General features: G+C 59.4%; 12 protein-coding genes and 1 tRNA gene. 7 read left to right on the top strand and 6 right to left on the bottom strand.

Translation table 11 applies throughout. The features are described 5' to 3' along the window. Positions 1 to 112 precede the first annotated feature (112 nt). Entirely contained in the window at positions 113 to 1,138 is a 1,026-nt protein-coding gene (locus tag WDO70_05805) for a Ppx/GppA phosphatase family protein (GenBank protein MEJ0062714.1), read from the top strand. Beyond that, positions 1,135 to 1,821: an RlmE family RNA methyltransferase gene (locus tag WDO70_05810; GenBank protein ID MEJ0062715.1), complete on the top strand. Its 687-nt coding sequence runs from the start codon at positions 1,135 to 1,137 to the stop codon at positions 1,819 to 1,821. Before WDO70_05805 ends, WDO70_05810 begins: the two co-directional genes overlap by 4 nt. A 14-nt stretch (positions 1,822 to 1,835) precedes the next feature. Here the strand turns inward: WDO70_05810 and WDO70_05815 are convergent, their stop codons facing one another. Further along, positions 1,836 to 2,474: a hypothetical protein gene (locus tag WDO70_05815; protein ID MEJ0062716.1), complete on the bottom strand. Its 639-nt coding sequence runs from the start codon at positions 2,472 to 2,474 to the stop codon at positions 1,836 to 1,838. Positions 2,475 to 2,549: 75 nt separating this feature from the next. Further along, positions 2,550 to 5,174: a hypothetical protein gene (locus WDO70_05820; protein ID MEJ0062717.1), complete on the bottom strand. Its 2,625-nt coding sequence runs from the start codon at positions 5,172 to 5,174 to the stop codon at positions 2,550 to 2,552. A gap of 296 nt (positions 5,175 to 5,470) precedes the next feature. On the opposite strand from WDO70_05820, the gene WDO70_05825 reads away from it, so the two are divergent. Further along, positions 5,471 to 5,544, top strand: a tRNA-Gln gene (locus WDO70_05825). 4 nt (positions 5,545 to 5,548) lie between these two features. Here WDO70_05825 and WDO70_05830 read toward each other — a convergent pair. Genes WDO70_05830 through WDO70_05840 form a run of 3 tightly spaced genes read right to left on the bottom strand, consistent with a single transcriptional unit; the run spans position 5,549 to position 8,330 of the window. Further along, positions 5,549 to 6,064, bottom strand: a complete 516-nt coding sequence (locus tag WDO70_05830) for a hypothetical protein (GenBank protein ID MEJ0062718.1) — start codon at positions 6,062 to 6,064, stop codon at positions 5,549 to 5,551. A gap of 32 nt (positions 6,065 to 6,096) precedes the next feature. Next, positions 6,097 to 7,119 (bottom strand): NAD(P)-dependent oxidoreductase, encoded by a 1,023-nt coding sequence (locus WDO70_05835; protein MEJ0062719.1) that lies wholly within the window; start codon positions 7,117 to 7,119, stop codon positions 6,097 to 6,099. 35 nt (positions 7,120 to 7,154) lie between these two features. Next, positions 7,155 to 8,330, bottom strand: a complete 1,176-nt coding sequence (locus WDO70_05840; protein ID MEJ0062720.1) for a DegT/DnrJ/EryC1/StrS family aminotransferase — start codon at positions 8,328 to 8,330, stop codon at positions 7,155 to 7,157. A gap of 166 nt (positions 8,331 to 8,496) precedes the next feature. On the opposite strand from WDO70_05840, the gene WDO70_05845 reads away from it, so the two are divergent. Further along, positions 8,497 to 9,225, top strand: a complete 729-nt coding sequence (locus WDO70_05845) for a SprT family zinc-dependent metalloprotease (GenBank protein MEJ0062721.1) — start codon at positions 8,497 to 8,499, stop codon at positions 9,223 to 9,225. A 3-nt stretch (positions 9,226 to 9,228) separates the two neighbouring features. On the opposite strand, the gene WDO70_05850 is transcribed toward WDO70_05845, so the two are convergent. Further along, the gene (locus tag WDO70_05850) at positions 9,229 to 9,627 is read right to left on the bottom strand and encodes a hypothetical protein (protein MEJ0062722.1); all 399 of its coding nucleotides are present in this window, start codon (positions 9,625 to 9,627) and stop codon (positions 9,229 to 9,231) included. Between the two features lie 164 nt (positions 9,628 to 9,791). Here WDO70_05850 and fliQ point away from each other — a divergent pair, with 164 nt between their 5' ends. The 3 genes from fliQ to flhB are packed head-to-tail and all read left to right on the top strand — an operon-like array spanning position 9,792 to position 11,936. Further along, positions 9,792 to 10,076: a flagellar biosynthesis protein FliQ gene (fliQ, locus tag WDO70_05855; protein ID MEJ0062723.1), complete on the top strand. Its 285-nt coding sequence runs from the start codon at positions 9,792 to 9,794 to the stop codon at positions 10,074 to 10,076. After that, a complete protein-coding gene (locus tag WDO70_05860; GenBank protein MEJ0062724.1) occupies positions 10,073 to 10,843 on the top strand; it encodes a flagellar biosynthetic protein FliR in 771 nt (256 codons plus the stop codon). The genes fliQ and WDO70_05860 overlap by 4 nt, the downstream gene beginning before the upstream one ends. A gap of 19 nt (positions 10,844 to 10,862) precedes the next feature. Then, on the top strand, positions 10,863 to 11,936 hold the full coding sequence (flhB, locus tag WDO70_05865) for a flagellar biosynthesis protein FlhB (GenBank protein ID MEJ0062725.1): 1,074 nt from the start codon (positions 10,863 to 10,865) through the stop codon (positions 11,934 to 11,936). Positions 11,937 to 11,955: the final 19 nt, after the last annotated feature.

The raw sequence follows: 11,955 nt of genomic DNA on the forward strand, positions 1-11,955 counted from the left end.
ATCAAGCAAATCATGATCTTAGTCAAGGTGATTTCGACGGCGCGGAAACCCCTTGCCCTCTTGGTGAAAGACGGGCAACAACAGGGCATGACAATCCATTTGCGAGATAATAGTGACCCCTTTTCGCAATACGCCGCCGGAGCGGGCAACACCCGCGTCCCAGCGCGCGCCGGTTTTGGCCGCGCTGGACCTCGGCACCAACAATTGCCGCCTGCTGATCGCCACCCCCGCGCCGAACGAGCCGCAGGGTTTTAGGGTTATCGATGCGTTCTCGCGCATCGTGCGCCTCGGCGAAGGGTTGAGCCGGCATTCGCAGCTTCAGGAGAGCGCCATCGGCCGCACCCTGGAGGCGCTTGGCGTCTGCCAGAGAAAACTGCAGCGCCATGCCGTGACTCACGCCCGCGCCGTGGCGACCGAAGCCTGCCGCCGCGCCGGAAACGGCGCCGCGTTCCTGGCCAAAGGCAGCAAGCTGCTGGGCCTGGAAATCGAAGTCATCGAAAGCGGCGAAGAAGCCCGGCTCGCCATGCTCGGCTGCGCTCCGTTGCTTGCCCCCGTGACTCCGCATGCGATTATGTTCGATATCGGCGGCGGTTCCACCGAATTGATCTGGCTCCAGCTTAACGGCGATGGGCGTCCCGCGCTGATCGACCACATATCCGTGCCCTGCGGCGTCGTCAGCCTGACCGAGGAATATGGCGGCGATCTCGTCAGCGACGACGCCTACGCCGCGATGGTCGAGCGGGTGCGCGGCCAGCTGCTGGATTTCGACCGGAAGCATGGGATTTCCGCCGCGCTGAAATCCGGGCAGGTGCAGATGGTCGGCTCCAGTGGCACGGTCACGACGCTGGCGGGCGTACTGCACGGGCTGGTGCGCTATCAGCGTTCGCTGATCGACGGCTGCACGATGCAGGTCGCCGAAGCGCGGCAGGTTACCGAAAGAATTCGCGTGCTGGACTTCAAGGGACGCTCCGCCATCCCCTGCATCGGACAGGAACGCGCCGATCTGGTCGTCGCGGGCTGCGCCATTCTGCAGGCGATCTACGAAACCTGGCCCGTGATCCAGTTCCGCGTCGGCGATCGCGGCCTGCGCGAGGGAATTCTGACTGATCTGCTGGATGAAATCGCGGGCGCCGTATGACCGGGGGCACGAAAAAATCCGGGCCGCCGTCAGGACGCAATTTGACCGTCCGGGTCAAATCCAAAGCCAGCCGCTCCATATCCTCGACAAAATGGCTGAACCGCCAGCTCAACGATCCCTATGTCGCGGCGGCCAAGCGCGATGGCTATCGCTCGCGCGCGGCCTATAAAATCATTCAGCTCGACGAGAGATTCAAATTGCTGCGTCCGGGCATGCGGATCGTGGATTTAGGCGCTGCCCCCGGCGGCTGGTCGCAGGTCATGGCCAAGCGGATCGGCGGCAAAGGGCAGCTGGTCGCGCTCGACATCCTGCCGATGCCGCCCATCGACGGCGTCACTTTCTTCGAGGCCGATTTCACCGCCAACGACAGCCCGGCGAAGCTGATCGCGGCGCTGAAGGGCAAGGCCGATCTCGTCCTGTCCGACATGGCCGCGCCCACGATGGGACATGGCAAGACCGACCATATCCGCATCATGGCGCTGGCGGAGATGGCTTACGATTTCGCCGCGCAGGTTCTCGCGCCGGGAGGTGCGTTCGTCTGTAAATTATTCCAGGGCGGCGCGGAAAAGGAGTTCCTCGCGCTCCTGAAGAAGGATTTCACCTCCGTCCGCCACGCCAAGCCCGAAGCCAGCCGCCAGGAATCCGCCGAGACCTATATCGTGGCGCTGGGGTTTAGGATATAAGCCAACACAGCGTCTTACGATATGGCGCAGTCGGGCGTGCCCAGCCGCAAGGTCTTTTCGTTCGAATCTGCGCCGGGCCTTTGAGGCGCGGGCAAGGCAGGCACGATTTCTGAAGCGCCGGGTTGCTTCATCGCGGCCAGCAATTCACGGCCCGTCTTGAAATCGCCATGCACATAGCTGGAGATGATGGCGCGGCCCTTGCGATAGTCTTCGGGACTGACGTCCCACTCGACATAGTGCGTCGAGCCGGTATTGCCGGCTTTAGAGGACTGGACGCTGATGCCTTCGCTCGCAAGAACGATATGCATCGATTGCATAAGGCCGAACGTATGAAAGCCTGGCCCAAGGCCAGGTTTTGACGCGTCCTCGCTAAACGGCCATTCGCGCGGCACGAAGCTCGGAACACTGATCGAAAGCAGGTGCTTCGGCTCGCCTTTGGGCGTTTGCCGGTAAGAAGCATCCAGAATCGCGGGCCGGTGCGGATCGCCATGCACGGGTTTGAGATCGCCTGAATGAGGAGCCTGCTGATAGTCCGCGGGCGCCGGATAAAGACTGACATATCTGCGCGCGCCGACCAGATAGTCCAGCGCGCCGGACAAGTCTTCGCCGGGCTGCAACGTAAAAGTGGGCATTCCGTCGTTTATTTGCGCCATATCCGCATTATTGTACGGATAAGACGATTTCCAAAATCTTAATAGTTGCGCCGGTCACGCTCACTATTTTGGACGCTAACTCACATTATCGGCAGCTACCGTCCCCGCCCCGCTGACCCGGACGCGCAAGCGGGCGGCGGGATCGCTATCGGTGATAATGCGAAGACCGGCGCGGCGGCGCGCGGGATGAAGAGGCTTCGCATGGCTCCAGTCGAACTCGCCCAAACCATTGCCGCGTCCCTCCGCGCCGGGAGGCAAGGGCGTGGCGACCTCGATCAGCGAAGCCAGAAGAGCATCGAAAGCGTCGTCCTGCATGAATTCCCTTACATCCTCAAAAACCGCAAGCGGCGGCATGAAACGCAGGCTCTTCAGGCCGCTCTGTTCCGCGAGGCGCGCCAGCCGCGCCGTCTCTCCGGCCGCCATATCGCGCAGGGGCAGTGGGAACGCGATATTGCCCGAGATGAAGCATTGCATCGCTCCCGCCATGCGGATAACGGCATCGGCGGCCAGTCCGCCCTCCCCTGCCGCGTCGAGGCAAGCGAATATCTGCCGATGCTCCGGCTTGAGTTCGGGAATATCTTCGAGATTGCCGATGCCGCAGCAATAAAGATTGGCAACCTCGATTTCCTCCGCCGTGAACCCGACAGCCGCCAGCAGATCGAAATGCGGGTCGTCGCATTCCATCGCCGTCAGCCCGAATTTATCCATGCAGAAATCGCGCCCGATGACCCAGGGATGAAATGCCTGGCGGATATGCACCGCCGACGCCAGGGCGGCATCGGCTTTCTCTATCGCCGCATCGTCGAAACCGAGCGCGGCCAGACTGGCCTCATTGATGACGGGCGCGCCGCTCAGGCCGCGCCAGCCGCCATAGCCCATGACGATAGCCTGCTGCTCCATCGGTTCATAGCCAAGCGCGTCCAGAACTTCGGCAAAAGCCGGATGAAGCTGCCTGACGAATTCCTCTTCGCCAGTTTGATATTCCTGCCATAGGCCGGGAAGCGGCATGATGCCGGCGCTGTCCGCGCCGAGAAGATCGCGTATGATCCATGCCGAGTCGATGCCCGTCAGATGCAGATTGCGCAATCCCACGGTGTGAGCGGCTTCGACCGCGCGATCCCATACGCGGCGTACGGCGGCGACAAGCGCCAGATCGGGGCTGCTATCAAGCAGCAAGGACGGCGGCGCGATCGAGACGGATTCATAGCCGTCGGTCTCGCCATAGGCGGCGCGGCGCTGGTTGCGCATCAGGCGCAGCGTCTCGTCGCGATGTTCCGGGAATCCTCCCGCCATGCCGAGCGAAGCGGCAAGATCGCCCGACGCCGCCAGCGCCGCGCCGGTCATCAGGGCGGCAATCGCTCCCGCCATCGAGCGGCCATGCGGCGTATCGTAGCCATGGCCCAGCGCCATCAGCAGCGGTGCGAGATTGGCAAGGCCGAGGGACAGCGGGCGATCCTCCTGCGCGCGGCGGGCGGCATTCTCGTCGTCATAGGAGGATAGTTGCAGCGTAAGGTCGAGCGCGATCGTCGCGAGACTGCACGCGTGAGCGAAACCGACATTGTCGAACCCGCCTTCGTCGCGCAGGAACGCTTCCAGATTGATCGCGCCGCGGCTGACGACGCCGCCCGCTTCGAGCAGCGCCCCGCCGTCTTCGCTGATGCCAAGATGGCGGCGAGGCGAATGCAGCCCCATCCAGTCTTCGATCTGGCGCGCGAACAGGATGCCGGGATCGCCATGCTGTCCCATCGCATTGGTAAGATCGCGCCATAGGAAAGAATCTTTGGCGTCTTTGAGCAGCACATGACGGCCGGAGCCGGACTCAGTCTGTGCGTCCGGCGCTTGATCGAAACGCGGCAGCGGCTGCATCGGCTCTCCGGCGCGTCCGCGCTCGATGACGGTTTGCAGCAGTTTCTCGCTTATTCCCAGCGCATGCGCGGCATTGACCAGCGGCTCAAGCTCGTCCGGATTTAATGACGCCGCGTAAATCCGTTCCAATTGCCGCTCTACCAGCCTGCCGCCGACGGCGCGCGCCGATAATTCGGCTTCGGCGAAATATTTGCGGTTGATGTAATCCCGCAGATCGGGGCCGTCCGCCGCCATGATCCCGGCATTGCCGACCGGTTCGAGAAGATCGGGATGCATGCGATCCAGCGCCCGCGTCCGCAAGCGGTTGCTGCGCGGATCGATCCAGACGCGCTCCCGCGCCTCGCCCTCGAGGCCATAGGCCCAGTAAAGCCCCGTCAGCCGGTAATGCGCGGGCGCCAGCGCCAGCCGCTGCGTCGCGAGCAAATAGCGCATCTCGTCGTAAAAGGCGTGGGCGTCGGCTTCGGCGGTAAAATAACCGGCCTTCCAGCCGGTATAGGCCAGCGCTCCGGCGATGCGGTCGAAAACCTGCTTGAAGCTGGTTTCATAGCCGTCCTCGGCGATGCCGTTGCGGTCATAGGGCTCGCAGCGCCACAGCCAGCTCGGCACACCATGCTCCTCGACCTGCCGGAGCTTCTGGGGCACGTCCTGCTTTTTCAGGCCGAGATCAAGCAGCGCCGCGACGGACTGGTATGGCCAGTCGGCCGGGATTTCGACCTGCGGAAAGCGCGCTTCCGCCCTGCCGTTCTCGCCCGTCAGCTCCAGATCGGCGCGCGCGAACGGAACGCCCGCATAAGCATCCTCGCCATTGACAGTAAATAGCCGCCGTATCCGCAATCCAGCCTCCCGCGAATCTAAAAATCACGGCATATAGTGGTGCTTGTGGATAATTTATACAATATGTGGTGTTGGAAGGATGATGAGTTACCCACAGGAAATTTGCGGACACTAGCGCATGGCGGGGGATAAACAGAGCCGTCATTCCCGCTCGCTGCTCCGCAGCGTCGGGAATGACGCAAACTGCATGAGACTGGCGTAATTCCGATGGAATGGCTTGCCTCTCGAAACCAAACTTGAATTGCCGGTCTTATTCAATGTAGTGTCGCGGCTTCTTGCTATGCTGGTTCCGATGTTGGGGGATCGTCTAGTGGTAGGACAACAGACTCTGACTCTGTTTACCTTGGTTCGAATCCAAGTCCCCCAGCCACCAATTAATAACGGAATTTGACAGGCAGCTTGTGGTTCTCAACAATTTTCTGAAGTGCTGTATAGTTCCATTCGATATGGGTGAGCTTACTATCGGGGGGCGAATATGGCTTCAGTTCCGCACATGAGCATTGAAAGCAAACTTTGAGATGTCCTAGATACTGCCCATCCTTATCGTAAAACAAAAAAGCATGCCGAGGAATGCAACATGCAGCCGACCATGTCGGCATCGGAGCATAAAAAACAGAGTGACGCAGGACTTCAATCTCATAGGGAGTTAACGACCCACCCTCCATAGGAGGCAAATCATTTTTAGGTTTCTCCTTGTCCGTTAATGCGGCCTTTAAAACAGTGCCATCCTTTAGAACATAGATAGATAATTCGCCAGCATACAGCTTCACATCGACTGTCCCAACAGGCAATTCCGCGATGACCTTCTGTTCATCTTTGGGTAACGGCGCACTGCAGCACGTCAAGGCGACTAGACAAACCGCGAGCATAAATTTCATTTTCAAATGCATAACTGCCCCCTCGTTACAGATCGGTAAGCCTCTCAAATAATCCGGCCGTTCAGCTGAATCCGGTCGATCACCTGGCCCCATTCCATCAGTGATTGATACCAGCCAAGCGTAACGGTCGTAAGATCGTCCGCCGATACGCTGCCCGTCTCCAGCGCGCCGATAATTTCCTCTATGCCCGCCGGCACGTCGCGACCGGCGGCAAAGCCCAGCACGCGCTTGATTTTCCGGCAATCGAGCCGGTAACTGCGGTCGTCGCTGTCATTGGCGACCTGATGCTGTATCGTGCCGGGCAAAGCGGCCGCGACCATATCGGCCAGCTGGCCAATGCTGAAATTCATTCCGTCGTCGCCGAGGTTGAAGGTCTCGCCCGCTACGATCGAAGCAGGCGCATCCAGCGCCAGCAGCAAAGCCTGAACGCCATCCTGCACATGGATGAAGGGCCGCCACTGCTGCCCGCCATGCACGAAAATTTCGCCGTCGCGCCAAGCGTGCATCGTCATCACATTCACCGCCAGATCGAAACGCATGCGCGGCGCCAGCCCGAAAATAGTGGCGCTGCGCATAACGACGATCTCGAAATCCGGCGCCTGCAATTCGAGCAGCGCTTGCTCGACCTGCAGTTTGGAGCGCGCATATTCCGTAAGCGGCGCGCAAGCCGCGTCCTCGGCCATCGGCACGCCGCCGCTGCTGCCATATACGGCGGCCGAGCTGACGAAAATATACCGCCGCACGCCCTGCTTTCTCGCGGCGCGCACGACACGAAGGCATCCGTCGACATTGATTTGACGCGTCAAGTCGGCATCGATGGCGGCGCACGGATCATTGCTGAGGCCGGCCAAGTCTATGACCGCCTCGACGCCGTCCAAAGCCCCCGGGTCGAAATCGCGGACATCGTCGGTCAACACCGTGAATCGCGGATGCCGCGCCAGCGCTCCGAGCTTCTCCACCCCGAAATAATAACGGTCCAGTCCGATGACGCGATGGCCTTGCGTCACGAGCGCCTGGCATAGCGGGATGCCGACATATCCCCCGGCGCCGGTCACTAAAATATTCATGATCTTTCATTACTCCATGGCTTATAAGGGCAGCATTATTTTTCTTGCAGTTTCATGCGCAGTTGCGCCGCGTATTCATGAAAACCGCGGATCGCGCCGGTAATCGCGGCGATTTCAGCATCGGTCTGATCGCCATAGACCGGCAGGCTGATGACATGCGCGGCGATGCTCTCGGTAACCGGCAATGATTGCTTATGATGCGGCTGGTAACACGTCATATGATGACACGGCAGTTCAAAGTACTTGCGCGCCGCGATGCCTTCCGCCGCGAGCGCCCGCGCAACTTCATCCCGGTCAAGGCCAAAGAGTTCGGCGTCGAAAACCAGCGGATAATATAGCCAGATAGGCTCCTGTCCCGCGGGCGGTATGAGGAACCGCACACCCGGAAGATCGCTTAAGGCTGCATGATAGGCGGCCGCCACGGCCAGCCTGCGCCGGCGAATGCTCTCGAAGCGCTCGAGTTGCAGCAAGCCGATCATGGCGCATACTTCCATCATCTTGCCGTTGAAGCCCGGCCATGGACAGTCAGGCCCGTTATGCTGGCCGAAATTGCGCAGCATGCGCGCGCGGTTAAGCAGCTCGTCATCATGGCTGGAGAGCGCTCCGCCTTCCATCGTGCTGAATGCCTTGGTGGCGTGGAAACTGAAGATTTGCCCGCGCCCTGCTCCGCCTACGGGCTTGCCGTTCACCCTGGAGCCAAAAGCGGGGGCGCTATCGTATAATACAGGCAGGCCGTGGCGCACGCCCAGCGCGTCCAGCGCGGCGTAATCGCAAGCAATGCCATAACTGCACATCGGCAGGATCGCCTTGGTGCGCGGCGTGATGCGCCGCGCCACGTCATCAACATCAAGCGTCATGCTGTCCGGCAAGATATCGGCGAAAACCGGCTGCGCGCCGGCCCAGACGACCGCATGCGGCGTGGCGGCGAACGTATAGCTCGGCACGATGACTTCGCCCCCCGCGATATCGGCAGCCGCCAGCATGGCCATGAGCGCTGCCTGGCCGCTCGAAAAAACAATCGCCGGCACATTCAAATACTCGCTCAGCGCCGCTTCAAAGCGTTGGACGAAAGGGCCGTTATTGGTCAGCTGCCCATGCGCCAGCGCTTCAGAAAAGGGCGCGGCGAACGCCTCCAGCGGCGGCATGACGGGCCGGACAATTTCGAGCGGCGAGGCGCAGCGCGGCGTGCCGCCGAGAATGGCAGGAAGCATCAAAACTCCGGAATGGGGGAGAGGCAGTCGGCACTTTCACCACAAAATGCTGCATTGCACAAGCCTGTATCGCGGCTGGAGCATAATGCACTGAAAAACCAATAAGATTCCTCTGCTTAATTATGATAAAAAGGATTCGATCTCTATCAAGAATGCCATTGTTCGCATGATCTATACCGAAACCGGAACTCTTGCCGTCGGCGGCACGGAAATCCCCTATACCATTCGCCGCAGCAAACGGCGGAGGCGAAGCATTGGCTTGCTGGTGGAGTCCGAAAAGAACCTGCGGATAACGGCGCCTCTTAAAACCAGCCTTTTTTATATCGAAACCGTTATCCATCGCCGCGCGCATTGGATCATCCGCAAAATGGGCGAGATCAAGGCGCGCCCGCCGGCGAATGACGAAACCGCGATGGTCTATCTCGGCCATGCCTGCGCGCTGCATGTCAGCTATGATCCGCATATTCCGCAGGGCTGCCGGTTGAAGCCGGGGCGCCTGCATGTCAACATTCACGGACGGCATTTGTCGGAAAAAGACCGGCGGGAAGAAATCAGGCTTGAAACCATGCTCTGGTGCAAGAAACGCGCCCGTGTGAAATTCCAGAAACGCCTCGATTTCTGGGCTGAAAGATTAGGCGTCCGCTATAATCGGCTTGTCGTCAGCAGCCCGCAGAAACTATGGGGCAGTTGCAGCGCGGATAATACGATACGCCTGAACTGGCAGCTTGTGATGGCGCCGCTGCCCCTGCTCGATTATGTCGTCGCGCATGAACTCGCGCATGTCGTTCACAAGAACCACTCGCAGCGATTCTGGGGATTCCTTGCCAAGACCATGCCGGATTATAAGGCGCGGCGGAAAGAACTCCGAAAATTCGGCCCAAGACTGGCGCTATGAAGCCTATTCCCACGTCAAATGAAGATTGGCCGTTTTCCCCTTGGAAATCTGGACATTTTTCTTCTGATGCTCGCCGCCGACCGAAGCCTCGATCTTGTATGAGCCTGGCGGAAGCTTGACGTATATCCACGGCCCGGCGTCGGCGATATTGAGCAATTCCTGTCCCTTGCCGGATCGGATCATAAAATGGTCGGCGGCCAAGAATTCACCATTCTTGCTGGTGTTTAGGATCAGCAGATTATAATCCTTCCGAACCGCGCCCAAAGCATCGCGCTCCTCGAGGCTGACGCCGCCGTCGATATAGGCGATGTCTCCCTGCACCACCGGCTGAGGCTCCTGCGCCCATGCGGGAGACGCAATGGCGACGGCCATCAGAAATATCTGAAAGATTTTGCAGCCCATGCGCATCGTTGATCCTCTTATTTGTCTTCCCGCATTAGGCTTTTGCAGCATTAACACAAATTTTCCATATGTGTTTTACTAGATGGGCAGCGCGGGAGCCTATCGCCTTCCGCCGGGTTAAGAGTTATGATAGAAATGCTTGATTCCATTATTTTCATGCTGACATGAACGAAGCTGAAGTTATCGAAGTCTGCCGCGAGGCCATATGGGTCATGGTCAAGCTTGGCGGGCCTATCATGATGGCCGCGCTTGTCGTCGGCGTCACCATTTCGCTGGTGCAAGCCGTCACGCAAATCCAGGAAGCGACGGTGGCTTTCGTGCCGAAAATCCTCGTCGTCTTCATCATGGGCCTGTGGCTTCTGCCCTTGATGATGAGCACCCTCATCACCTTCACCAATACCATAGCGGCGCGGATCGTTCAGATCGGCACGAGCGATAGCAGCCGATGACCGTCGATTTGGAAGCCCTCCTGTCCGGCCAGGTCTTCGCGTTCATGATGATTTTCGCCAGGATCGGCACGGCCTTCATGCTGGTGCCGGGCATAGGCGAGCCCTATGTGCCGATGCGGAGCCGGCTGTTGCTCGCTTTGGGAGTGACGCTGCTGCTCCTGCCGGTGCTGAGTCCTCAGATACCGCAACTGCCGGAGCAGATAGGCTCATTGGTGCGGTTGCTATTCATCGAAATTACCATTGGCCTGTTCTTCGGCACGATCCTGCGCTTTTTGCTGAGCGCCCTGGAATTGGCGGGAACGTTCGTTTCCTTTCAGATCGGCTTGTCCAACGCGACCTTATTCAATCCGGCCTTCGCCACGCAGGGCACGCTGCCCGGCGCCCTATTGAGCAGCGTTGGCGTCCTGCTGCTGTTCTATTCGGGATTTGGGGACATGATCCTCGGCGGCATGGTCGGCACCTACGACGTCTTTAAGCCGGGCGTCATGCCCGTGTTCGAAGACATGTCGGATACGATAGCGCATTTGCTGCCCAAAGCCTTCGCCATCGGCACCCAAATGGCGATACCGTTTTTTCTGATCGGCATCTTGATGTATGTGCCCATCGGGATCATGAACCGCCTGATGCCGCAATTGCAGGTGCTGTTCGTGGCCATGCCGCTTCAGATCGGGGTCGGCCTTGCGCTGTTCGGGATGACGATCAGCACCATGATGCTTTTCTGGCTGCAGCAATTCGGCGAAAGCCTGCACGGCCTCACGCAACGATAGTCAGGGCTAGGCTCCCCCCATGATGGAAGACCAGGACCAGGAACAGAAAACCGAAGAAGCGACCGGCAAAAAGCTCGACGAAGCGCGCGACAGCGGCCAATTGCCGATCAGCCGCGAAGTCGGCAACTGGTTTTTGTTCGCCGGGATTCTCGCGACGCTCGGCATCATGGCGCCGATCCTGGGCGAAACGCTCATGAGCCATCTGCGCGTGTTTTTCGAAATGCCGCATCAGCTGCAGATCGGCGATCACAGCCTGCAAAGAGTTCTCGCCAATACTCTGCTCGGCATCGGCTTGCCGGTCTTGCTGATCTTCTTCATCCTTATGGTAGCCGTTATCGCCGGAACCATGGTGCAAACCGGCTTTTTCGCCTCGACCGCGCCGCTGAAACTCCATTGGGATAGACTCAATCCGGCCATCGGACTGAACAGCTTGCTTTCCAAAAATTCCCTGGTCGAAATGGGCAAGGGATTCCTGAAGATCGTGGTTGTCGGCTATGTCGCCTACACGTTGCTGCGCCCTTATGTCGATAAGGTCGAGCCGATGATCGGGCGCGACATCAACGGAATCGGCGGCGCGCTCCAGGAAGAGGCATTCAGCCTCATGCTGTCCTTGATGTTCGTTATCAGCATCATAGCCTTGATCGATCTTGTCTACCGCCGCCATGTGTATTTCAAGGGCCTGCGCATGACCAAGCAGGAAGTTAAGGACGAAAGGAAGCAGTCGGAAGGCGATCCGATGATCAAAATGCGGATTCGCCAGATTCGGATGGAAAAAGCCCGCAAGCGCATGATGTCGAATGTGCCGAAAGCCGACGTCGTGCTGACCAACCCGACCCATTACGCGGTGGCGCTGCGCTACGATACCGCCAAAATGAACGCGCCGACGGTCGTCGCCAAGGGGGCGGACCTGGTTGCGCTGCGCATCCGCGAGCTTGCCGAGAAAAGCAACGTGCCGCTCGTCGCCAATCCGCCGCTGGCCAGGGCGCTATACCAAAGCGCCGAGGTTGACGAGGAAATCTCGCCGCAGCACTACCGCGCCGTCGCCGAGGTGATTTCGTATGTTTACAAGCTTAAGAAGAAGCATTTGCATTAAAAAAGCGGGCCAAAGGCCA

This window comes from Alphaproteobacteria bacterium (assembly GCA_037200005.1).
In the GTDB taxonomy this organism is placed as follows: Bacteria; Pseudomonadota; Alphaproteobacteria; order UBA9219; family RFNS01; genus JBBCGY01.

Bases quoted from the DNA above. Each gene is read 5' to 3' on its own strand.
- WDO70_05810 (MEJ0062715.1), top strand. From the start codon at position 1,135: ATGACCGGGGGCACGAAAAAATCCGGGCCGCCGTCAGGACGCAATTTG.
- WDO70_05815 (MEJ0062716.1), bottom strand. From the start codon at position 2,474: ATGGCGCAAATAAACGACGGAATGCCCACTTTTACGTTGCAGCCCGGC.
- WDO70_05830 (MEJ0062718.1), bottom strand. From the start codon at position 6,064: ATGCATTTGAAAATGAAATTTATGCTCGCGGTTTGTCTAGTCGCCTTG.
- WDO70_05835 (MEJ0062719.1), bottom strand. From the start codon at position 7,119: ATGAATATTTTAGTGACCGGCGCCGGGGGATATGTCGGCATCCCGCTA.
- WDO70_05840 (MEJ0062720.1), bottom strand. From the start codon at position 8,330: ATGCTTCCTGCCATTCTCGGCGGCACGCCGCGCTGCGCCTCGCCGCTC.
- WDO70_05845 (MEJ0062721.1), top strand. From the start codon at position 8,497: ATGATCTATACCGAAACCGGAACTCTTGCCGTCGGCGGCACGGAAATC.
- WDO70_05850 (MEJ0062722.1), bottom strand. From the start codon at position 9,627: ATGGGCTGCAAAATCTTTCAGATATTTCTGATGGCCGTCGCCATTGCG.
- fliQ (MEJ0062723.1), top strand. From the start codon at position 9,792: ATGAACGAAGCTGAAGTTATCGAAGTCTGCCGCGAGGCCATATGGGTC.
- WDO70_05860 (MEJ0062724.1), top strand. From the start codon at position 10,073: ATGACCGTCGATTTGGAAGCCCTCCTGTCCGGCCAGGTCTTCGCGTTC.
- flhB (MEJ0062725.1), top strand. From the start codon at position 10,863: ATGATGGAAGACCAGGACCAGGAACAGAAAACCGAAGAAGCGACCGGC.